Raw genomic sequence first — 22,362 nt, forward strand, 5'->3', positions numbered from 1 at the left:
CAGCCAGTAGCTTAGCCCAAATCGGCGCGCGCCCGCTTCGCATGGTGAAATGTGGCTAATTTCAATCGAATTTGACAATTTGATAGTAAAACGTAATGGTGGCCAAAAATTGATTATGTTGGCCCTATCTCGGGTTTATTAGCCTAAAAATTCGGCTAACCCCCACGCTCGCTCATAAAAAATGCTGATAACCGTTATTGCTCTGCGTGAAAATACCTACTTATGCGCAAGAACTGCTCTGTTAAAATCACAGGCCTTCGATCGCAAACTATGGGAAGGCTGTACAGCATGGATTCGTCACCTGAGAAAAAAGAAGCAATTCGTCAACAACTGCGCGCCTCCGCGCTGGAATACCACGAGTTTCCGACACCGGGCAAAATCAGCGTAACGCCGACCAAGCAACTGACCAACCAGCGCGACCTGGCGCTGGCCTACTCGCCGGGCGTGGCGGCGCCGTGCGAAGAGATCGTCATCGATCCGGCCAATGCTTATAAATACACCGCCCGCGGCAACCTGGTGGCGGTGATCACCAACGGCACCGCCGTGCTGGGTCTGGGCAATATCGGCCCGCTGGCCGCCAAGCCGGTGATGGAAGGCAAGGGCGTACTGTTCAAGAAATTCGCCGGCATCGACGTGTTCGACATCGAGATCAACGAGTCCGACCCGGACAAGCTGGTGGACATCATCGCCTCGCTGGAGCCGACCTTCGGCGGCGTCAACCTGGAAGACATCAAGGCGCCTGAGTGCTTCACCATCGAGCGCAAGCTGCGCGAGCGCATGAACATCCCGGTCTTCCACGATGACCAGCACGGCACCGCGATCATCGTTGGCGCGGCCATCCTGAACGGTATTTCGCTGGTCGGCAAAGACATCAAACAATGCAAGCTGGTGGTATCCGGCGCCGGCGCCGCCGCGCTGGCCTGCCTGGACCTGATCGTCGACCTCGGCTTCCCGCTGGAAAACATCTACGTGACCGACCTGGCCGGCGTGGTCTACAAGGGCCGCATCGAGCTGATGGACCCGGACAAGGAACGCTTCGCCCGCGACACCGACGCCCGCACGCTGGCCGAAGTGATTCCGGACGCCGACATCTTCCTCGGCGTCTCCGCCGGCGGCGTGCTGAAACAGGACATGGTCAAGACCATGGCCAAGAATCCGCTGATCCTGGCGCTGGCCAATCCGAATCCGGAAATCCTGCCGGAAGAAGTCAAGGCCGTGCGCGACGACGCCATCATGTGCACCGGCCGTTCGGACTATCCGAACCAGGTCAACAACGTGCTGTGCTTCCCGTACATCTTCCGCGGCGCGCTCGACTGCGGCGCCACCACCATCACCCGCGAAATGGAAATCGCCGTGGTGCACGCGATCGCCGAGCTGGCGCATGCCGAGCAGTCCGACATCGTCGCCACCACCTACGGCTTCACCAATCTGTCGTTCGGCCCGGACTACCTGATCCCGATGCCGTTCGACCCGCGCCTGCTGACCAAGATCGCGCCGGCGGTGGCCAAGGCCGCCGAGGATTCGGGTGTCGCGACCCGTCCAATTAAAGATTTGCAAGCCTACGAGGAAAGCCTGCAGCAGTTCGTCTACCGCTCGGGCACCTTCATGAAGCCGCTGTTCGCGGTGGCCAAGAAGGCGCCGCTGGACGCCAAGCGCATCGTCTACGCCGAGGGCGAAGAAGAGCGCGTACTGCGCGCGGTGCAGGTGGTGGTCGACGAAAAACTGGCGCGTCCGATCCTGGTGGGCCGTCCGGCCGTGCTGGAATCGCGCATCGCCAAGTTCGGCCTGCGCCTGAAGCTTGACGTCGACTTCGACGTCATCAACCCGGACCATGACGACCGTTACCGCGATTACTGGACCACGTACTACGAGCTGACCGCCCGCAAAGGCGTGACGCAGGAGTACGCCAAGCTGGAAATGCGTCGCCGCCACTCGCTGATCGGCGCGATGATGATCAAGAAGGGCGACGCCGACGGCATGATCTGCGGCACCTTCGGCACCACCCAGCTGCACTTGCACTATATCGACCAGGTGCTGGGCCGCCGCGAGGGCGCCTGCGTGTACGCCGCCATGAACGTGCTGGTGCTGCCGCAGCGTCAGCTGGTGATGGTCGACACCCACGTCAACGAGAATCCGGACGCCAACGAGCTGGCCGCGATCACCGTCATGGCCGCCGACGAGATGCGCCGTTTCGGCCTGTCGCCGCGCGCCGCGCTGCTGTCGCACTCCAACTTCGGCTCGTCCGACAGCGCCTCGGCCCGCAAGATGCGCGACGCGCTGGCACTGGTCAAGCAACGCGATCCGTCGCTCGAAGTGGACGGCGAGATGCACGGCGACACCGCGCTGGACTCCAAGCTGCGCAACGCCATCATGCCGAACTCGACCCTGACCGGCGACGCCAACCTGCTGGTGATGCCGAACATCGAATCGGCCAACATCGCCTACAACCTGGTGAAAACCTCGTCCGGCAACGGCATCGCGGTCGGCCCGATCCTGCTCGGCTGCGCCAAGCCGGTGCACATCCTGACGCCGTCGGCCACCGTGCGCCGCATCGTCAACATGACCGCGCTGTGCGTGGTGGACGCGGTCGCGCAACGCAAGGTCTAAGCGCCGCCAACCGAGCCGGTGACCCGCCCCAGCGCGGGCTCACCGGCTTTTTTATTTCTCTGTAACAAGATGTAAGTGATGTAATCGCGTGGATTTCCTTGAGAAATCGCGGGATAGCGCTCTGTTATAATATTTGACTATTAAGACTACTAACGACTCGGATTGATTCATCATGCAGAAAATTAAAAAAGCCCTGGTGACGGGCATTACCGGCCAGGACGGCGCCTATCTGGCGGAACTGCTGCTGGAAAAAGGCTACGAAGTGACCGGCACCTACCGCCGTACCAGCTCGGTGAATTTCTGGCGTATCGAGGAACTTGGCATCCAGTCGCACCCGAATCTGAAGCTGGTCGAGTACGATCTGACCGACCTCAGCTCCAGCATCCGCCTGATCCAGACCGCGCAGCCGGACGAGGTGTACAACCTGGCCGCGCAAAGCTTCGTCGGCGTGTCCTTCGAGCAGCCGGTGACCACCGCCGAGATCACCGGCGTCGGCCCGGTCAATCTGCTGGAAGCGATCCGCATCGTCAATCCGAAGATCCGCTTCTACCAGGCGTCGACCTCGGAAATGTTCGGCAAGGTGCAAGCCGTGCCGCAAAAGGAAGACACCCCGTTCTACCCGCGCAGCCCTTACGGCGTGGCCAAGCTGTACGCGCACTGGATGACCGTCAACTACCGCGAGTCGTATGGCATCTTCGGCTCGTCCGGCATCCTGTTCAACCACGAGTCGCCACTGCGCGGCCGTGAGTTCGTCACCCGCAAGATCACCGACTCCGTCGCCAAGATCCACCTGGGCAAGCTGGACGTGCTGGAACTGGGCAATATGGACGCCAAGCGCGACTGGGGCTACGCCAAGGAATACGTCGAAGGCATGTGGCGCATCCTGCAGGCCGACGAGCCGGGCACCTATGTGCTGGCGACCAACCGCACCGAAACCGTGCGCGACTTCGTGTCGATGGCCTTCAAGGCGATCGACGTCACGCTGGAGTGGAGCGGCGTGGCCGACAACGAAATCGGCACCTGCAAGAAAACTGGCAAGGTGCTGGTGCGCGTCAATCCGAAGTTCTACCGCCCGGCGGAAGTGGAACTGCTGATCGGCGATCCGGCCAAGGCCACCAAGGAACTGGGCTGGAAACCATCTACCACGCTGGAACAACTGTGCCAGATGATGGTCGAAGCTGATCTGCGCCGCAATCAAGCCGGTTTTTCGTTCTAAATCAGGAGTACTCATGGTCGCTGAAGGTACGGGCAAACGTGCCCTGATCACCGGTCTGTCCGGCTTCACCGGCCTGTACGTCGCGCAGGAGTTGCGCGCCGCCGGCTATCAGGTCTTCGGCACCATCTCGCCCGGCCACACGCCGGGCGACAACGAGTTCGCCGTCGATCTGCTGGACCGCGCCGGCCTGGCCGATGTGGTACGGCAGGTGCAGCCGGATGTGGTGGCGCACCTGGCCGCCATCGCCTTCGTCGCCCACGGCGACGTTGACCAGATCTACCGCGTCAACGTGGTCGGCACGCGCAACCTGCTCGAAGCGCTGGCCGCCGCCGACAAAAAACCGTCGGCCGTGCTGCTGGCCTCCAGCGCCAATATCTACGGCAATACCGACGTCGGCGTGATCCACGAAGACGTGCCGGCGGCGCCGGCCAACGACTACGCGGTCAGCAAGCTGACCATGGAGTACATGGCGCGCCTGTGGCAGGACAAGCTGCCGCTGATCTTCGTGCGGCCGTTCAATTACACCGGCATCGGCCAGGCGGAAAACTTCCTGCTGCCGAAAATCGTCTCGCACTTCCGCCGCAAGGCGGCCGACATCGAGCTGGGCAACCTGCACGTGTGGCGCGATTTCTCCGACGTGCGCATGGTCGCGCAGAGCTACCGCAAGCTGCTGGCCGCGCCCACCGCCGTTGGCGGCACCTTCAATATCTGCTCCGGCAACGCCTACTCGCTGGGCGAGGCGCTGGACATGATGGCCGACATCGCCGGCTATAAGATCAACGTCCACGTCAACCCGGCCTTCGTGCGCGCCAATGAAGTGGTGCGCCTGGTGGGCGACAACCGCCGCCTGGCCGAGGCCACCGGTCCGCTGGCCATCGTGCCGCTGGCCGACACGCTGCGCTGGATGTATCTGGCTTGAGCATGACTTCGCCGTTACGCGTCGGCCTGTCGGTGACGACGGCCGAACCCTTGCTGACCGCCGGCCGCCTCGACGGCCTGGGTGTGTACAGCCGCGCGCTGCTCGACCACTTGCCGGCCGCCGGCGTCGAGGTGCAGCCGCTGTCCTTCCCGCCGCATGGCGACCCGCGCAAGGTGCAACTGGGCCGCGCGCTGCCGCTGTCGTTTCCGCTGGCGACGCTGGGCGACTTGATCCTGCCACGGTCGGTGCACCTGAGCACCCAGGTGGCCCTGGCACGGGGTAATCCCGGCGCGGCGCCGCTGGATCTGTTCCACGCCACCGATTACCGCATCGTGCGCATGGACTGCCCGGTGGTGGCGACGCTGCACGACGCGCTGCCGATTTCGCATCCGGAATGGGCCAGCCCGAAACTGCGCAAGCTGAAGAACTGGCTGCAGGCCAAGGCCGCGCGCAAGGCGCAGCATGTGATCACCGGCTCGCATTTCTCGATCCGCGAACTGGTCGAACATTTTGGCGTCGATGAAAACAACATCAGCGTGGTGCACCACGGCGCGGCGCCGCAATTCTTCGAGCCGCCGCCGGTGGCCGAGCGTGACATCACGCTGGAATTGCACGGCCTGCGCGCGGGCTATTTCCTGTTCGTCGGCACGCTACAGCCACGCAAGAACGTCGAACGCCTGCTGGCCGCCTATCTGGCCTTGCCGCCGGTGCTGCGGGCGGCGCGCCAGCTGGTGATCGTCGGCCAGCCGGGCTGGCGCAGCGAGGAACTGGTCAGCCGCATCAAGGATGCGCGGCAGCGCGGCGAGAACGTGGTGTGGCTGGACCAGCTGACCGACGAGCGCCACCTGCGCCATCTGTACGCCGGCGCCGGCGCCTTCATCTTCCCCTCGCTGCACGAGGGCTTCGGCCTGCCGCTGGTGGAAGCCTTCGCCGCCGGCGTGCCGGTCGCCTGTTCCGGCACCACCTCGCTGCCGGAAGTGGCCAACGGCGCCGCGCTGGAATTCGATCCGCTGTCGGTGGACGACATCACCGCCGCCATGACCACCCTGGCGCGCGACGACGCCGCGCGCGCCCGCTGCATCGCCGCCGGCCAGCGCCGCGCGCTGGAGCTCACCTGGGACGAGGCGGCCCGCCGCACCGTCGCCGTTTATCAAGCAGTCCTCTCTCACTGATCACCATGCGCGTCCTCCACGTTTACAAAAGCTATTACCCGGACACCTGGGGCGGTATCGAACAGGTGATACGCCAGCTGTGCGTGGGTACCGAACGTCTGGGCGTGACCAATGAAATGCTGACGCTCAGCCGCGGCGGCCCGCCCGTCCTGGAATTCGACGGCCTCACCGTGCACCGCGTGCCGATGAACTTCGAGATCGCCTCGACCGGCTTTTCGCTGGCCGCCATCCGCAAGCTGGCGCGCCTGGCGCGCGACGTGGACGTGATCCACTATCACTTCCCGTGGCCGTTCATGGATATCGCGCACTTTGCCGCGCGCATCAAGAAGCCCAGCGTGGTGACCTACCACTCGGACATCGTGCGCCAGAAAAACCTGCTGCGCTTGTACAGCCCTCTCAAGCACCGCTTCCTGCAGAGCGTCGATACGGTGATCGCCAGCTCGCCCAACTACATGGCGTCGTCGCCGGTGCTGCGCCGTTTCGCGCACAAGACCCGCACCATCACCTACGGCCTGGATAAGGCGGTGTATCCGAAAGCGTCCGAGGAGCTGAAGGCCAAATGGCGCGCCCAGTGCGGCGAACGCTTCTTCCTGTTCGTCGGCGTGCTGCGCTACTACAAGGGCCTGCACATCCTGCTCGACGCCATGGCCAATGTCGACTATCCGGTGGTGATCGTCGGCGCCGGCCCGACCGAGCGGGAACTGAAGGAGCACGCGCAGCGCCTCGGCCTGACCCACGTGCAGTTCATCGGCGCGGTGGAGGAGGAAGACAAGGCGGCGCTGCTGGAATTGAGCTATGCGATGGTGTTCCCGTCGCACCTGCGCTCGGAGGCGTTCGGCATCTCGCTGCTGGAGGGCGCGATGTTCGGCAAGCCGATGATCTCCAGCGAGATCGGCACCGGCACCACCTACATCAACATCGACAACGACACCGGCCTGGTGGTGCCGCCCGACGATCCGGCGGCGCTGGGCGCGGCGATGCGCGCGCTGTGGGAGGACCCGCAACGCGCCGCCGAGATGGGCCGCCGCGCCGAGGCGCGCTACTGGGAACTGTTCACCGCCGAGAAAATGGCGGCGAACTACTATGCGTTGTATCGCGAACTGGCGGCCACGCCAAGGTAACGCCGGCAAGGTAGAATACGCGATCATCACTGAATTCCGGAGAATCGCGTGCGCTGCCTGGTTATTGAAGACGAAGCCGAAACCTCCAACTACATCTGCAAAGGCTTGCGCGAGGCGGGTTACATGGTCACCGCCGCCGCCACCGGTCCGGATGGCCTGGACTACGCCACGAGCGAGGAATGGGACATCATCATCCTCGACCGCATGCTGCCGGGCCGCATCGACGGCCTGTCCATCGTCGACAAACTGCGCGCGCTGGGCAAGCAGACGCCGGTCATCATCGTCAGCGCGCTGACCACCATCGACGCCCGCGTGACCGGCCTGCGCGGCGGCGCCGACGACTACCTGTCCAAACCCTTCGCCTTTTCCGAACTGCTGGCGCGCGTGGAAGCGCTGCTGCGCCGCCGCAGCGCGCCCGGCGCCGCCGACAGCACGCAGCTGCAGGTGGCCGACCTGCGGCTGGACCTGCGCACGCTGCGCGTCACGCGCGGCAACAAGGTGATCACGCTGCAGCCGCGCGAATACCGCCTGCTGGAATACCTGATGCGCAACGAGAACCAGGTGGTGACCCGCACCATGCTGCTGGAATCGGTGTGGGACTACCACTTCGACCCACAGACCAATGTGATCGACGTGCAGATCTCGCGCCTGCGCGCCAAGGTGGACAAGGACTTCCCGGTAATGCTGATCCACACGCTGCGCGGCGTCGGCTACCGCATGGGCGTCACGCCGCCGGACGAGGTGGGGCAGGGTGCCTAGCCTGCCCAATCTGCTGCGCGGCTCCATCGTCGCCAAGCTGGTGCTGGGCTACGGCCTGCTGGGCATCGCCTCGATCGTCGCCGTCTCCGTGGTGTTCTACAGCGGCACCATCGGCGTGCTGGATCAGAACATCGATGGCAAGATCATGGAGCAGACCGAGCACCTGCTGGACAACGTCGGCGATGGCGGCCAGGTGGTGCTGCGGTCCGAGGTGAAGCGCATGCTCAGCGACGGCGTCGATAACGACCGCGAAATTTTCCAGATCGTCGACGCGGACGGCCGGCCGGTGGCCGGCAATCTGTCGTCGTGGCCCAGCCTCGATGAAGCGCCGGATATGGTGACGGCGGACGTGCTGCGCTACGGCCGCACCGCGCCGGCGCGCCTGTACCTGCGGCCTTTGGTGACGGGCGGGGTGCTGATCGTCGGGCGTGACCTGAGCGAAGAGGATGCGGTGCGCGAGGTGATCTGGCGCGCGCTGCTGGCCGGCGCCTGCGTGTCGATGATGCTGACCATCGCCGGCGCCATGCTGTTCCGCCGCACCATCGAGTCGCGCCTGGGCGAGATCCGCCGCACGGCGGCGCAGATCGAGGCCGGTGATCTGAGCCGCCGCATTCCGGTCACCGGCCGCGACGAATTCGCGCTGCTGAACCACGACATCAACCGCATGCTGGACCGCATCGAGCTGCTGATGGAGGGTATCCGCAACGTCTCCAACGCCATCGCCCACGATCTGCGCACGCCGCTGAGCCGCATCCGCGGCCGGCTGGACGACGCGCTGCGCCACGAGATGACCGTGCCGACGCTGTCCGGCGCGGCGCACGACGCCATTGACGATATCGACAATCTGATACGCCTGTTTGAGCGCCTGCTGCAGATCGCCGAGGCGGAATCCGGCATGCGCGCGCGCCTGTTCGAGCGGCTGGACCTGGGCCGCGTGGTGGCCGACATCGGCGAGATGTACGAGGCCATCGCCGAAGACAGCGAGATCCGCCTGACGGTGGACGCGCCATCCTCGCTGTACGTGGACGGCGACCGCAACCTGCTGGCCAGCGCCGTCGCCAGTCTGATCGAAAACGCCATCAAATATGCCGGCGCCGGCGCCGTGATCCATGTGCGCGCCGGCCTGTATCTCGGCGACGCCGCGATTTCTGTGCACGACAATGGTCCCGGCATTCCGGAGGCGGAACGCGACAAGGTGACGCAGCGCTTCTACCGCGTCGACAAGAGCCGCCACCTGCCGGGCAATGGCCTCGGTCTGTCCATCGTCAGCGCCACCGCCAAATCGCATGACGGCCGGCTGGTGTTGGAGGACAACGCGCCGGGCCTGACCGCGCGCATCGTGTTGCCGCTGGCGCCGGCCAGCTAACCAACTCGTAATGTGACCGCAAGCTTGTGGAGAGTCGCCCAGCTTTAAGATGGGCTGATACTTTAAGATACTTAAGGCTCTCCACATCATGCACGATCTTAGCGACATTGCCAGCTGGCTCAAACACCATCCCATTCATCACGCGTCGTCGGTACACAGCACGCTGCCCGATCCGACCTTCGTCACCGGGGGCGAGACGGTGATTTCGTTCAGCACCAACAACTACCTGGCGCTGGCCAACCATCCGCGTTTGGTGGCGGCGGCCAAGCGGGGACTGGACCGCTATGGCGTCGGCAATTGCGAATCGCGCCTGCTGGGCGGCGACCTGGAAGTCTACCGTGAACTGGAACGCCGCCTCGGCGCGTTGAAGCACAAGAGCGACGCGGTGCTGTTCGTCACCGGCTATATGACCAACATCGGCGTGCTGTCGTCGATCGTCAAGGCGGCCACGCTGGCGCGCCTGCACGGCTTCCGCGCCCGCACGCGCCACAAGTACGCCTACTATTCGGACGAGTTCAATCACATCTCGATCCGCGAGGGCATCCAGATGTCCGGCGCGCTGCGCTACAACTACCGCCATTGCGACATGAACCACCTGGAGTCGCTGCTGCAGGCCGGCGCCGTCGAAGGCACCACGCCGATCATCGTCAGCGATGGTGTGTTCAGCATGGAGGGCACGATCGCGCCGCTGCCGCAGCTGGTGGCGCTGGCCGAGCGCTTCGGCGCGCTGCTGTACATCGATGACGCGCACGCCACCGGCATCCTTGGCGCCAATGGCGGCGGCACCTCGGAGCACTTCAACTGCTACAGCGCCAACATCATGCAGATGGGGACCTTGAGCAAGGCGCTCGGCTCCATCGGCGGCTTTGTCGCGGTTGAGAAGGATGTGGCGGACGTGATTCGCCTGACCAGCTCCGCCTACGGCTTCACCTGCCCGCCGCCGCCGGATCAGGCGGCGGCGCTGCTGGCCGCGCTGGATATTCTGGAAGAGGAACCGCAGCGCCGCCAGCGCCTGTGGGACAACCAGCGCTACTTCATCGAGCAGATGCGGCCGCTGGGCTACACCATCATTTCGACGGAAACGCCGATCCTGCCGGTGCTGATCGGCGATGCCGAGACCTGCCAGCGCTACGCGATAGAGCTGCGCAAGGAAGGCGTGCATGTGGATTCGATTCAGTTCCCGGCGGCGCCGGTCGGGCAAGCGCGCCTGCGCTTCATGATGAACGCCGGCCATACCAAGGCGCAGATCGATCACGCGGTGAGCGTGATGGCGCGCTTGGCGGGACGCGCCGAGCGCCTGGTGGCTTGAAGGGATTTAACTAACGCTCTGCCCGGCGCTCCTTGACAACAAGGGGCGCGGGCATCTGTTTCAGGAAGGCGCCCAGCCTTCCGCCTTACGACTTGGCGAAGGCCAGGAAGTCGTTGTGGAACTTGTCTTTATGCGTTTCCGTCAGGCCGTGCGGCGCGCCTGGATACACGATCAGCTTCGAACCCTTGACGATCTTGGCCGAGGCGATGCCGGAGGCCTTAATCGGCACGACCTGGTCGTCGTCGCCGTGGATGATCAAGGTCGGCTTGTCGAACTTTTTCAGGTCGTCGCGGAAGTCGGTTTCCGAGAAGGCCTTGATCGAGTCGTAGGTGTTCTTGAAGCCGCCCTGCATGCCTTGCGCATACCACGCCTGAATGATGCCCTGCGATGGCTTGGCGCCCGGACGGTTGTAGTTGTAGAACGGGCCCGAGGCGAGATCCAGATACAGCTGCGCGCGATCTTTGACCGATGCGGCGCGAATGCCGTCGAACACCTCGATCGGCAGACCGTCAGGGTTGGTGTCGGTCTTCAGCATCAGCGGCGGCACCGAAGAAATCAGGCCCAGTTTGGCGATGCGTTTGGTGCCGTGACGGCCGACGTAGCGCGCCACCTCGCCACCACCGGTCGAGAAGCCGGCCAGAATGATGTTCTTCAGGTCCAGCGCTTCGATCAGCTGCGACAGATCGTCGGCGTAGTGGTCCATGTCGTTGCCGTCCCAAGGCTGGCTCGAACGGCCATGGCCGCGGCGGTCGTGGGTGATGACGCGGAAGCCATTATTCGCCAGGAAGAAGGCCGCCGATTCCCAGCTATCCGCGTTCAGCGGCCAGCCGTGGCTTAGGATCACCGGCTGGCCGTTGCGCGGACCCCAATCCTTGTAATAGATCTCAACGCCGTCGCGGGTGGTGATGGTGCTGATGGTCTTGCTCACTTTGCCCGCTGGCGCGGCCGCGGCTTCGGTGCTGACGGCTGCCAGCGCGGTAGCGGCGGCGGCGACCGCGCTGCCGACCATGGCGTTGCGGCGGGATGGATTGATTTGTTCGGACATGATGTTCTCCTTGAAGGTGGTGTTGAGCAGCGCGATACGCGGGCTGGAATGAAGGCTATCTTAGGGGCGAAAACGCGCCGTGGGAACGCACAAAGGTGCAAAGCCACGTTGCAACTTTGCATATACCACCGGCTGGGTAGCGCTCTCCACCCCGAAAGGGAGAGCATTGCCTAAAAGATAAATTTGTTTGATACTTGATAGGTTGGTCCGCATGTTGCCGGACCTCACTACGGAACCTATTGAAAACAATGGCTTTTCTGACCAAGAAGAAGATTGCGCTGGCCATCGGCCTGCTGGTGATCGGTGGCGCGACTGCCGCCTACTATTCCAAAAGCAAGACCCCTGTGGTGGAGACGCCACGCTTTCGCACCGCCGCCGTTGATACCGGCAATATCACGCAGACGGTGACGGCGACCGGCACCATCAATCCGGTGGCGTTGATCAATATCGGCTCGCAGGTCTCGGGCACGGTGAGCGAACTGAAAGCGGACTTCAACGACCGCGTGACCAAGGGCCAAGTGCTGCTGAAGCTCGACCCGACCATCTTCAACGCGCAGATCCGCCAGGCCGACGCGCAACTGTCTTCTGCCAAGGCCTCGCTGCGATTGGCGCAGGCGACTTACCAGCGCAACCAGTCGCTGCTGGCGCAAAACTACCTGTCGCCGCTGGCGCTGGACCAGGCCAAGCGCGAGGTCGATGTGGCGCAGGCGAATATCCAGCTGTCGCAGGCGCAACTGGCGCGCGCGCAGGCCGATTTCGATAACTCGGTGATCCGATCGCCGATCGATGGCGTCATCATCAAGCGCACCGTGGACCTGGGGCAGACGGTGGCGGCGTCGTTCACCACGCCGCAGCTGTTCCAGATCGCGCGCGACCTGACCAAGATGCAGATCGACACCAGTGTCTCGGAGGCGGACGTCGGTTCGCTGAAGGAAGGGCAGGAGGCGCGCTTTGTGGTGGATGCCTATCCGGACAAGGAATTCAACGCGCGCATGCGCCAGTTCCGCCTGGCCGCCAACGTGGTGCAGAACGTGGTCACCTACAACGTGGTGCTGGACGTGGACAACAAGGATGAACTGCTCAAGCCCGGCATGACGGCGCAGGTGCGTCTGCTGGTCGGCAACCGCCAGAACGTGCTGCGCGTGCCGACCGCCGCGCTGCGCTTCCGCCTCAGCGACGAGGAAATCGAGAAGCAGAAGAAGCAGGCCGCCGCCGGCAAGGCGGGATCGGCCAGCGCCAGCGCCAGCGCCAGCGCCAGCGCGGCCACCGCCGCCGACGCGCCGCAGGACGACGATGCGTCCTTCCGCAGCAAGGCCGACCTGGCGCGCAGCTTCCGCATCTACAAGCTCGATGCCAAGAACCAGCCGCAAGCCACCGACGTCAAAATCGGCCTGTCCAACTTCCGCTACACCGAGGTGGTGGGCGGAGATTTGAAGCAGGGCGACAAGGTCATCACGCGCGCCATCGTCAACGGCCAAGAAGGTGGCATGTGACCGAGCGCGCCAATGAGCTGCTGATCGACATCCGCCAGGTCACCAAGAGCTACTTCTCCGGCAGCGTGGAAACGCAGGTCCTGCATGGCATCGACCTGGCCGTGCCGCGCGGCGATTTTCTCGCGGTGATGGGGCAGTCCGGCTCCGGCAAGTCGACGCTGATGAACATCTTCGGTTGCCTCGATCAGGCCACCGGCGGCAGCTATTTCCTTAACGGCGTCGACACGCTGACGCTGTCGCGCAGCGAGCTGGCGACCATCCGCAACCGCACCATCGGCTTCGTGTTCCAGAGCTTTAACCTGATCAAGCGCATGAGCGTGGCGGAGAACGTGGCACTGCCGCTGATCTACGCCGGCGTGTCGCGCGCCAAGGCGCACGCCAAGGCACTCATCGAGCTGGAACGCGTGGGTCTGGCGGCGCTGGCCAAGCGCACGCCGAACCAGCTGTCCGGCGGCCAGCAGCAGCGCGTGGCGATCGCCCGCGCGCTGGTGGGCGACCCGCCGTTGATTCTGGCCGACGAACCGACCGGCAACCTCGATACACAGACCAGCGTGGAGATCATGCGCTCGTTCCAGCAACTGAACGAGGAACGCGGCATCACCATCCTGCTGGTGACGCACGAGCCGGACATCGCCGCCTACAGCAAGCGTCTGATGCGCCTGAAGGACGGCCGCGTGCTGTACGACGGCCCCTCGGCGGAAGGCTTGCAGCAACTGGCCATGAGCCACTGATACGGTATAAAACGGTATAAACAATATGAATTTATTACAGATCGTAATCGAGGCCTTCCGCTCGATGCTGGCCAACCGCCTGCGCACGCTGTTGACCATGCTGGGCATCATCATCGGCATCACCTCGGTGGTGCTGTTGCTGGCGGTGGGCGACAGCATGAAGCGCTTCATCGGCAAGGAGCTGGAGCAGCTGGGCACCAATATGCTGTTCATTTCGCCCGGCGGCGACCGCGCGCAGCAGCAGCGCATGCGCAGCGGCGCGCAGCCGGCGATGACCGTGCGCGACGCCGAGGCGCTGAATCAGCTGCCGTCGCTGTCCGGCGCGGCGCCGGTGCTGCAGGGCGGCTTCAATCTGGCGGTGGGCAATGAGAACGCGTCGAAGACGGTACACGGGGTGACGCCATCCATGTTCAAGATCCGCGGCTGGAAGATCGACCAGGGCAGCGCCTTCAGCGAGGCCGACGTGCGCGCCGCCGCGCGCATGGTGGTTATAGGCCGCAAGATCGCCGACCAGTTCTTCTACAAGCAGGACCCGCTGGGCAAATACATCCGCATCGAGAACGTGTCGTTCCAGGTGGTGGGGGTGCTGTACGGCGAGGGCAAGCAGGTGGACGGCGGCGACTTGAGCGAATACGTCATCGTGCCGATCACCGCCGCTTCCGCCAATCTGGTGCGGATGCAGTTCCCCGGCAATGTGCACTACGTGGTGGCGCAGGGTAAATCCGGCGGCAACCTGCAGGATGCGATCCTCGACATCAGCGAAACGCTGCGCGACCGCCACCACATCAAGATCGACCAGCCGGACGACTTCCGCATCGATAACCTGGCGTCCTTCGCCGAGACGGCGCAGAAGATCAGCGCCGGCATCGCCGCGTTGCTGGCGCTGATCGGCGCGATCTCGCTGGTGGTCGGTGGCATCGGCATCATGAACATCATGCTGGTGTCGGTGACCGAGCGCACGCGTGAAATCGGCATCCGCATGGCGATCGGCGCCAAGCCGCGCGACGTGTTGCTGCAGTTCCTGACCGAGGCGGTGGTGATCTGCCTGGTGGGCGGCATCTTCGGCATCTTGTTGGCCAGCCTGGCGGCGGCCGGCATCACCGCCAGCGGCAAATTCGATGTGGCCATCACCTTGCAGGCGGTGGTGGTGGCGTGCGGCTTTTCCAGCCTGGTGGGGGTGTTCTTCGGCTTCTATCCGGCGCGGCGCGCCTCCAAGCTGTTGCCGGTGGACTGCCTGCGCTACGAATAATCAGCAAGTTGATCAGTAGTCGAACTTCTTGCTGCGGCCACTGGCCTTGAAGTAAATGGTGTGCTCTTCGCGGTCCTGGCGCACCTCTTCGCGGCGTGCGCTGTTGGCGCGGCGCCGCTCTTCAACACGGGCGTTATGCTGGTCGATGCGGCGCTGCGTATTCAGGCCCCGCTTGCTGTTGTCGAGCAGGCCGATTTTCTGCCGCATGGCGAAGGCCCACAGCAGGAACGCCACAAGCAGCGACAGCAGATAGGCGGACTGCCAGATGCCGTAGTTCTGGCTGATGAAGGGGAAGATCGGCGCGGCCTGTTCCAGCCAGCCCTGGCCCAGCACGCCGAGCGTGGCCGCCAGTGCGCCCAGGCAGAAGGTCTTGAAGATCATCCAGCGGCAGGCGCGGATGCGCGCCGTCCAGAAGCTGTGCGGATCGTCTTGCAGTTGGTCGAGATAGAGAGTGTGGTTGTGTAGCGTAGTCATAGCGGCAATTTTTGAGGGCGCTGGCGGGATTATCTCATATTTTCCGCGAAGAAATGTTGCAGGTATTGATCTAGGTCGAGCGTTTGCGTAGCATGCAACACATGATCACACGTCTACTCTCGGCGGCCTTGCTGGCCGCGACTTTGCAGGCGGCCGCTGCAGCTTCGCCGCCGCCGGTGGTATCGGTGGTTGGCGAAGGCTGGGCCAATAATTCCGTCAACGCGGTGGTGTTCCGCAAAAATTCGCTGGTGACGCAGGGCGATACCCAGTACGTCGCCTACTACGACGCCGAGCGCTATCTGGTGCTGGGCAAGCGCATGCTGGGTTCTTCGCGGTGGACGGTGCGGCGCACGGCATGGCAGGGCAATGCGGCCGACGCGCACAACACCATCAGCATCATGGTCGATGGCGCCGGCTATCTGCATGTGGCGTGGGACCATCACAACAATCCTTTGCGCTATGCGCGTGGCGTGGCGCCCGGATCGCTGGAACTGGGGCCGAAGCTGGCGATGGTCGGCACCGAGGAGGACGAGCTGTCCTACCCCGAGTTTCACCGGCTGCCGGACGGGAACCTGCTGTTCTTTTATCGCCTTGGTGGCTCGGGTCGCGGCGACTTGATCATCAACCGCTACGACACCGCCACCCGCAAGTGGACCCGCCTGCACACCAACCTGATCACCGGCGAGGGCCGCCGCAACGCCTACTGGCAGGCGTTTCTGGATCATCGCGGCACGCTGCACCTGTCGTGGGTGTGGCGCGAGTCGCCGGATGTGGCCAGCAACCATGACATGGCTTACGCGCGCTCGCGCGACGGCGGCGTGACCTGGGAGCGATCGGACGGCACGCCGTACACGCTGCCGATCAGCGCCGCCAGCGCCGAATATGCGCTGCGCATTCCTCGGAGCAGCGAGTTGATTAACCAGACCTCGATGGCGGCCGACCGCCAGGGCCACCCGTACATCGCCAGCTACTGGCGCGACGCCGGCGCCAGCGTGCCGCAGTATCACGTCATCTTCAACGACGGCAAGGCGTGGCGGGTGCGCGCGCTGGACTTCCGCAAGACGCCGTTCTCGCTCAGCGGCCAGGGCACCAAGCGCATTCCCATCGCGCGGCCGCAGATCATGGTCAACGACGCCGGCGCGCTGCTGGTGTTCCGCGACGAGGAACGCGGCAGCAAGGTGTCGGTGGCCAGCACGGACGATGTCGCGCGCGGCGTGTGGCGGGTGAGGGACCTGACCGACACCACGGTGGGCGCGTGGGAGCCGAGCTTCGACACCGAACGGTGGCGCCTTGACGGCACATTGAGCCTGTTTGTGCAGAACGTGCAGCAGGTGGACGGTGAAGGGCAGGCGCGGGTTGCGCCGCAGCCGGTACAAGTGCTGGACTGGAAACCGTAGAACTTCTACCATAGGCTCTTTCAACCTTGTGAGATGCCATGAAATCCAAGCTTGCCCTCCTTGCGCTGCTGGCCGTCAGCGCTGTCACCCACGCGCAGGACGCCGACAAGGCGCCCGCCCTCAGCAAAGAACGCGCCGCCGAGCTACAGGCCAGCGAGCGTTTGCTGAAGGCCGATTCCCAGGTCAGCAAGACCGGCCAGGTCACCATCAAGGGCAAGTCGGTGCCGTACAAGGTGACCGCCGGCACGCAGCCGGTGTGGGACAAGGAGGGCAAGGTGACGGCGTCGCTGTTCTACACCTACTACCAGCGCACGGACGTCAGCGACAAGAGCAAGCGTCCGCTGGTGCTGTCGTTTAACGGCGGTCCCGGTTCGGCCTCGGTGTGGATGCACATCGCCTACACCGGCCCGAAAGTGCTTAACCTGGATGCCGAAGGGTATCCGGTGCAGCCCTACGGCGTGAAGGACAATCCGCATTCGATCCTGGACGTGGCGGACATCGTGTACATCGATCCGGTCAACACCGGCTTCTCGCGCATCCTGGATGGCAAGGCGGACCGCGCGCGCTTCTTTGGCGTGAATGCGGACATTCAGTACCTGGCCGAGTGGGTCAGCACCTTTGTCTCGCGCGAAGGGCGCTGGACGTCGCCCAAGTACCTGATCGGCGAAAGCTATGGCACCACGCGCGTGGCCGGTTTGGCGCTGGAGCTGCAGAACGCGCAGTGGATGTATCTGAATGGCGTGGTGCTGGTGTCGCCGACGGAGCTGGGCCTGAAGCGCGACGGCGTAGTGGACGATGCGCTGAAAGTGCCTTACTACGCCGCCACCGCCTGGTATCAGAAGGTGCTGCCGGCCGACCTGCAGGCGCGTGATTTGAAGGATTTGCTGCCGGAAGTGGAGGCCTTCACCACCGACGAATTGCTGCCGGCGCTGGCCAAGGGCGGTTTCCTCGATCCGCAGAAGCGGGCGCAGATCGCCGCGAAGATCGCGCGCTACTCCGGTCTGTCGCAGGAATACGTGTTGCAGAATAATCTGTCGGTGCAACCGCAGCAGTTCTGGAAGGAGTTGCTGCGCAAGCAGGGCAAAACGGTGGGGCGGCTGGATTCGCGCTACCTTGGCATCGACAAGACCGAGTCGGGCGACAAGGTCGATTACAACGCCGAGTTGACGTCGTGGCTGCATTCGTTCACGCCGGCCATCAATCAGTATCTGCGCAATGACCTGGGCTACAAGACCGACATCAAGTACAACCTGTTCGGCGATGTGCATCCCTGGGACTTCAAGAACGAGAACACCGGCGAGAACCTGCGCCTGGCGATGGCCGCCAATCCGTATCTGAAGGTGATGATCCAGTCGGGTTACTACGACGGCGCTTGCACTTACTTCGACGCCAAGTACACCATGTGGCAGTTGGACCCGAGCGGCAAGATGAAGGACCGTCTGCGCTTTGAAGGCTATCGTAGCGGGCATATGATGTATCTGCGTTCGGAAGACCTGGCGACGTCGAACGATGACCTGCGCGATTTCATCCGCTCGTCGACGCCGGCGCCGAACGCGCCAGCCAAATACTGATATGACAGCGCCCGTCATTCCGCCCAGTAGGCGGAATGACGGGCTTGGCCTTATTGCTGTTGCTGGTTTTTGGCGATCTCATTGCCGGCGTAAGCGCCGCCTACGGCGCCGGCGATCGTCGCCAGCTTGCGGCCGTTGCCACTGCCAACCTGATTACCCAGCAAACCACCCACCACCGCGCCGATCCCCATGCCCAACGGGCTGTTCTGCGCTACCGGCGCGGGCGCCGGCGCTTGCACCACTTGCTGCTGCGGCTGAGGCGCGTAGGTGTGATGCACCACAGTCTTATGCTCCACCACGCGGCGCGGTGCCGGTGCCACCTCGGCAACTGGCGCGGCGGCCAGCGCGGTGCCACCGGCTGGCGTCGCCATCGTCGCGGCGACAGGCATAGCAGTGTCATTTTGTTTTGCCTGCGAATTCGGCAGGATGCCGGCAATGGAAGCGGCGCCAAGCAGGCTGACCAGCGTTACCGAAGCGGCGGCGGCAATCATCATTGGGTGCATGCGGGAATGTTCCATTTTATTTTCTCCTGTACGCGCCAACAGCGGCGCTTACCGATAAAACGCAGCCGGCTTCATCACCGGTGACCTAAAAAGTGTTTCGAACGTAAGCAGTTGTTACGCCGCCACACCCCGGTTTTGCCCCGAAAACCGGCTTCCCCTCTGAGCATGCGACTATCGCGGTAGCACTTTTACATCAAATGGTAGCGCATAACATTTGATGCGTGATTTTTGTTGACAATAACTTTTCAAAACTCTTACACTCAAATGATCGCGCAACCATTTGGCTATAAATTGCGCGTTTCATAACAATAACCACGGTGATTAACCCCGAAGGAGACTGTCAATGTTAGTTAAGCAACAGCAAACCCGGCATGCTGGCCGGAAAGTCGCGTTCACCCTGACCATCATGGCAGGCCTGATTGCGCAATCATATGCTCAGGACACTGTCCCAACCGTCGCTCCGGCGCAGGACGACACCGCCGGCATGACCGTGGTGAAGGTCAGCGGCTACCGCAATTCGCTGCTGTCGTCGGCCAAGGACAAGAAAGAGGCGGTCGGCTTCCAGGATTCGATTAACGCCGAGGACATCGGTAAATTCCCTGACAAAAACATCGCCGAATCGCTGAGCCGCATTCCCGGCGTCGGCGTCTCGCGCGACATCACCGGCGAAGGCTCGACCATCCAGATCCGCGGCCTGGGTTCGAGCTTCACCAAGATTCTGCTGAACGGCGCGCCGGTCGCCGTGGCCTCGTCGGGCCCGATCGACGGCGCCAACACCAACCGCGAGGTCGACCTCGACCTGCTGCCGACCGACCTGTTCACCAAGCTGACCGTCAGCAAGAGCCCGACCGCCGACATGATCGAAGGCGGCGCCGCCGGCGTGGTCAACCTGCGCAGTGCGCGGCCGTTCGACAAGGAAGGCAAGTACGTCACCGCCAGCATCACCGCCACCAAGCAGCAGATCGCCGACAAGACCGGCGGCCGCGGCTCGATCATGGCCAGCCAGACCTTCGGCAACTGGGGCATTCTGGGCGGCATCGCCCTGTCGCGCCAGCAAATCCACACCACCGGCTGGGAAACCGTCGGCTACACCAACGCCAACCTGTCGGCCGCGCAGAACACGGGCCCGGGCCGCAACAGCACCGGCGGCGGCAACTGGACCATTCCGGCCACCGTGCCGGCCGGCGCCGGCAATGGCCTGGTCACCGGCCAGGTGATCGATCAAGCCTGGCTGCTGGCGCACAATCCCGGCCTGACGATCGACCAGATCAACAAGGCCATCGTGCCGCGCCTCGGCCGCACCATGGACTACTACGGCACCAAGGACAAGGGCTCGGCGATCTTCAGCGCCGAATACCGTCCGAGCGAGGCGTTGCACTTCTACCTGGACACCATGTACAGCAAGCGCGACGACAACATGACCCGGATGGACTACGACTGGTCGGTGCGTAACGGCGGCATGATTCCGCTGAACATGACGGTCGACAAAGCCGACTGCGCCAACGGCTGCACGGTCACCGGCGGCACCTTCGCCAACACCCAGAACTTCTTCGAGCACGGCTACCGTCGCGACAAGGTCGACATGCTGGGCATCAATCCAGGCATGGAGTGGAAGATCACCCCGACCCTGAAACTGGACGCGCAAGTCAACTACACCAAGAGCAAGTTCAGCCACGAAGCGCCGACGGTCTACCTGATCACCGCGCCGAACAGCGGCAACACCGTCACCTACAGCAACAAAGGCGGCATCCCATCGATCGTCTCCAGCACCGATCTGAACAACCCGGCCAGCTATGTCTGGAACACCGGTCGCGTCAACATTCAGAACGAGTTCCGCGACACCAAGACCAAGGGCTTCCACAGCGATCTGACCTGGGGCGACGACAAGTTCAACCTGAAGGGCGGCGTCGCCTATGACGACATCAGCCGCACCATCCGCGCCACCGACAATTCGGCCGGATGGCAGGCTGCGGTGTGCGGCAACAATCCTAGCGTGTTCCTGCAAGGTCCGAACGGCGCGCCGAACTGCGATGGCGCCTCGACCCCGGGCGCCAGCGCCGCCGCGCTGTACCCAGGCTATGGCACCGGCTACACCGCCGGCGCCACCACGCCGCTGACTTACGGCGGTTCGCTGATCCCGCAAAGCGCGCTGGCCAGCTACATCGTGCCTGGTCCTTACGGCAAGGTGGTGGTGGACTGGGACCGCTTCGCGAAAGATTCGAACTACCAGAGCTACTACAACAACGCGCCGGCCAGCGGCTCGTCGTCGACCGGCGCCGCCGCCGGCTTCATCGGCGAGAAGTCCACCGGCCTGTACTTCGAAGCCAACGGCAAGACCGAACTGGCGGGCTTCCCGACCCGCTACAACGCCGGCGTGCGTTACGTCCGCACCAAGCAGTCGGTGGGCTCGCTGAACTCGATCGCCGATCCGCGCAACGCCAGCCTGACGCTGAACGGCAGCAAGTATCCGAACATCAGCCAGTGGGTGTATCAGGACACCACCTATAACAACACGCTGCCATCGGGCACCGTCGCCGTCAGCCTGCGTGACAACCTGGTGGCGCGCGCCGCCCTGTCGCGCAGCATGACCCGCGCCGACCCGAACGCGCTGCGTCCAGGTGTCAGCTTCTCGTCGGTGTCGGCGGACGTTGGCTCGATCGGCAATCCGGCGCTCAAGCCCTACCTGTCGGACAATATCGACCTGGGTCTGGACTGGTACACCGGCCGCGAAGGCTACGTCAGCCTGACCGTGTTCCAGAAAACGGTGGAAGGCTTCACCGTCAACGAGAACATCACCGCGCCATTCAGCTCGTTGGCGGCCTACGGCATCAACTACAACACGCTGACGCCGAACCAGCAGACCGCGATCAACTCGCGTGGCGGTCCTGACGCGGCCACCGTGGTGCTGACCCGTGCCCGCAACGCCGACGGCGACCTGCGCATCCGCGGCCTGGAAATTGGCTGGGTGCAGCCGCTCGACAAGATCCTGCCGATCCGCGGCTTTGGCATCAACGAAACGGCCACCTTCATCAACCAGCGCGCCAGCGGCGAGGGCGCGAGCGGCTTCATCGCTCTGGGTGTACCGAAGCGTACCAACAACTTCTCGGTCTACTACGAGAACCACGGCTACATGGCGCGTCTGTCGCACACCTTCTCGACCGGCAGCCAGACCGCCAGCGCCAACCAGAACGGCATCACGCAAGCGGCGCTGTTCAGCAACGACTACAAGCAGCTGGACTTCTCGTCGAGCATCGACCTGTCGGAAGTGTTCGACAAGGACAACTGGCCAACGCTCAGCTTCGACATTGTCAACCTGAACAACAACTCGCGCAGCGGCTACTTCCAGTTCGCCAACGCGCCGTTCACGCAGTACTCGCCTGGCCGTACCTACTCGCTGGGTCTGCGCGCCAAGTTCTGATCGTCTGGCCCC

At 63.7% G+C, this 22,362-nt stretch carries 17 protein-coding genes; 14 read left to right on the plus strand and 3 right to left on the minus strand.

Annotated elements, in window-relative coordinates:
* Positions 1-288: 288 nt before the first annotated feature.
* From GTP44_RS07170 to GTP44_RS07205, 8 genes are all read left to right on the plus strand, one after another.
* Positions 289-2,607 carry an NADP-dependent malic enzyme gene (locus GTP44_RS07170; protein WP_161018875.1) on the plus strand — a complete coding sequence of 773 codons (2,319 nt, stop codon included), beginning with the start codon at positions 289-291 and terminating at the stop codon, positions 2,605-2,607.
* 172 nt (positions 2,608-2,779) lie between these two features.
* Positions 2,780-3,823 (plus strand): GDP-mannose 4,6-dehydratase, encoded by a 1,044-nt coding sequence (gene gmd, locus GTP44_RS07175; protein WP_160989227.1) that lies wholly within the window; start codon positions 2,780-2,782, stop codon positions 3,821-3,823.
* Between the two features lie 13 nt (positions 3,824-3,836).
* Positions 3,837-4,742 (plus strand): GDP-mannose 4,6-dehydratase, encoded by a 906-nt coding sequence (locus GTP44_RS07180; RefSeq protein WP_161018876.1) that lies wholly within the window; start codon positions 3,837-3,839, stop codon positions 4,740-4,742.
* 2 nt (positions 4,743-4,744) lie between these two features.
* Positions 4,745-5,914, plus strand: coding sequence for a glycosyltransferase family 4 protein (locus tag GTP44_RS07185; protein ID WP_161018877.1), 1,170 nt, complete (start codon positions 4,745-4,747; stop codon positions 5,912-5,914).
* A 5-nt stretch (positions 5,915-5,919) separates the two neighbouring features.
* Positions 5,920-7,035 (plus strand): glycosyltransferase family 4 protein, encoded by a 1,116-nt coding sequence (locus GTP44_RS07190; protein ID WP_161018878.1) that lies wholly within the window; start codon positions 5,920-5,922, stop codon positions 7,033-7,035.
* 48 nt (positions 7,036-7,083) lie between these two features.
* On the plus strand, positions 7,084-7,794 hold the full coding sequence (locus tag GTP44_RS07195) for a winged helix-turn-helix domain-containing protein (protein ID WP_161018879.1): 711 nt from the start codon (positions 7,084-7,086) through the stop codon (positions 7,792-7,794).
* Positions 7,787-9,160 carry a HAMP domain-containing sensor histidine kinase gene (locus tag GTP44_RS07200; RefSeq protein WP_371867166.1) on the plus strand — a complete coding sequence of 458 codons (1,374 nt, stop codon included), beginning with the start codon at positions 7,787-7,789 and terminating at the stop codon, positions 9,158-9,160. The genes GTP44_RS07195 and GTP44_RS07200 overlap by 8 nt, the downstream gene beginning before the upstream one ends.
* Before the next feature lie 88 nt (positions 9,161-9,248).
* Entirely contained in the window at positions 9,249-10,469 is a 1,221-nt protein-coding gene (locus GTP44_RS07205) for an aminotransferase class I/II-fold pyridoxal phosphate-dependent enzyme (protein ID WP_161018880.1), read from the plus strand.
* Between the two features lie 85 nt (positions 10,470-10,554).
* Here GTP44_RS07205 and GTP44_RS07210 read toward each other — a convergent pair whose 3' ends face one another.
* Positions 10,555-11,514, minus strand: coding sequence for an alpha/beta fold hydrolase (locus GTP44_RS07210; RefSeq protein WP_161018881.1), 960 nt, complete (start codon positions 11,512-11,514; stop codon positions 10,555-10,557).
* Positions 11,515-11,762: 248 nt separating this feature from the next.
* Between GTP44_RS07210 and GTP44_RS07215 the strand changes: the two genes are divergently transcribed.
* The 3 genes from GTP44_RS07215 to GTP44_RS07225 are packed head-to-tail and all read left to right on the plus strand — an operon-like array spanning position 11,763 to position 14,987.
* Positions 11,763-13,007: an efflux RND transporter periplasmic adaptor subunit gene (locus GTP44_RS07215; RefSeq protein ID WP_161018882.1), complete on the plus strand. Its 1,245-nt coding sequence runs from the start codon at positions 11,763-11,765 to the stop codon at positions 13,005-13,007.
* Positions 13,004-13,738 (plus strand): ABC transporter ATP-binding protein, encoded by a 735-nt coding sequence (locus GTP44_RS07220; RefSeq protein WP_371867167.1) that lies wholly within the window; start codon positions 13,004-13,006, stop codon positions 13,736-13,738. Before GTP44_RS07215 ends, GTP44_RS07220 begins: the two co-directional genes overlap by 4 nt.
* Positions 13,739-13,763: 25 nt before the next feature.
* Entirely contained in the window at positions 13,764-14,987 is a 1,224-nt protein-coding gene (locus tag GTP44_RS07225; RefSeq protein WP_229256333.1) for an ABC transporter permease, read from the plus strand.
* A 12-nt stretch (positions 14,988-14,999) separates the two neighbouring features.
* On the opposite strand, the gene GTP44_RS07230 is transcribed toward GTP44_RS07225, so the two are convergent.
* Complete coding sequence (locus GTP44_RS07230) at positions 15,000-15,461, minus strand: hypothetical protein (RefSeq protein ID WP_161018883.1); 462 nt, start codon at positions 15,459-15,461, stop codon at positions 15,000-15,002.
* Between the two features lie 101 nt (positions 15,462-15,562).
* Between GTP44_RS07230 and GTP44_RS07235 the strand changes: the two genes are divergently transcribed.
* Both GTP44_RS07235 and GTP44_RS07240 read left to right on the plus strand, forming a co-directional pair.
* On the plus strand, positions 15,563-16,858 hold the full coding sequence (locus GTP44_RS07235; RefSeq protein WP_229256811.1) for a BNR repeat-containing protein: 1,296 nt from the start codon (positions 15,563-15,565) through the stop codon (positions 16,856-16,858).
* Positions 16,859-16,896: 38 nt separating this feature from the next.
* Positions 16,897-18,429, plus strand: coding sequence for a S10 family peptidase (locus tag GTP44_RS07240; RefSeq protein ID WP_161018885.1), 1,533 nt, complete (start codon positions 16,897-16,899; stop codon positions 18,427-18,429).
* 50 nt (positions 18,430-18,479) lie between these two features.
* On the opposite strand, the gene GTP44_RS07245 is transcribed toward GTP44_RS07240, so the two are convergent.
* The gene (locus tag GTP44_RS07245) at positions 18,480-18,947 is read right to left on the minus strand and encodes a glycine zipper 2TM domain-containing protein (RefSeq protein ID WP_160989239.1); all 468 of its coding nucleotides are present in this window, start codon (positions 18,945-18,947) and stop codon (positions 18,480-18,482) included.
* A 328-nt stretch (positions 18,948-19,275) separates the two neighbouring features.
* On the opposite strand from GTP44_RS07245, the gene GTP44_RS07250 reads away from it, so the two are divergent.
* A complete protein-coding gene (locus GTP44_RS07250) occupies positions 19,276-22,350 on the plus strand; it encodes a TonB-dependent receptor (protein ID WP_161018886.1) in 3,075 nt (1,024 codons plus the stop codon).
* Positions 22,351-22,362: the final 12 nt, after the last annotated feature.

The sequence above is a fragment of the Duganella lactea genome (assembly GCF_009857505.1).
Lineage (GTDB): Bacteria > Pseudomonadota > Gammaproteobacteria > Burkholderiales > Burkholderiaceae_D > Rugamonas > Rugamonas lactea.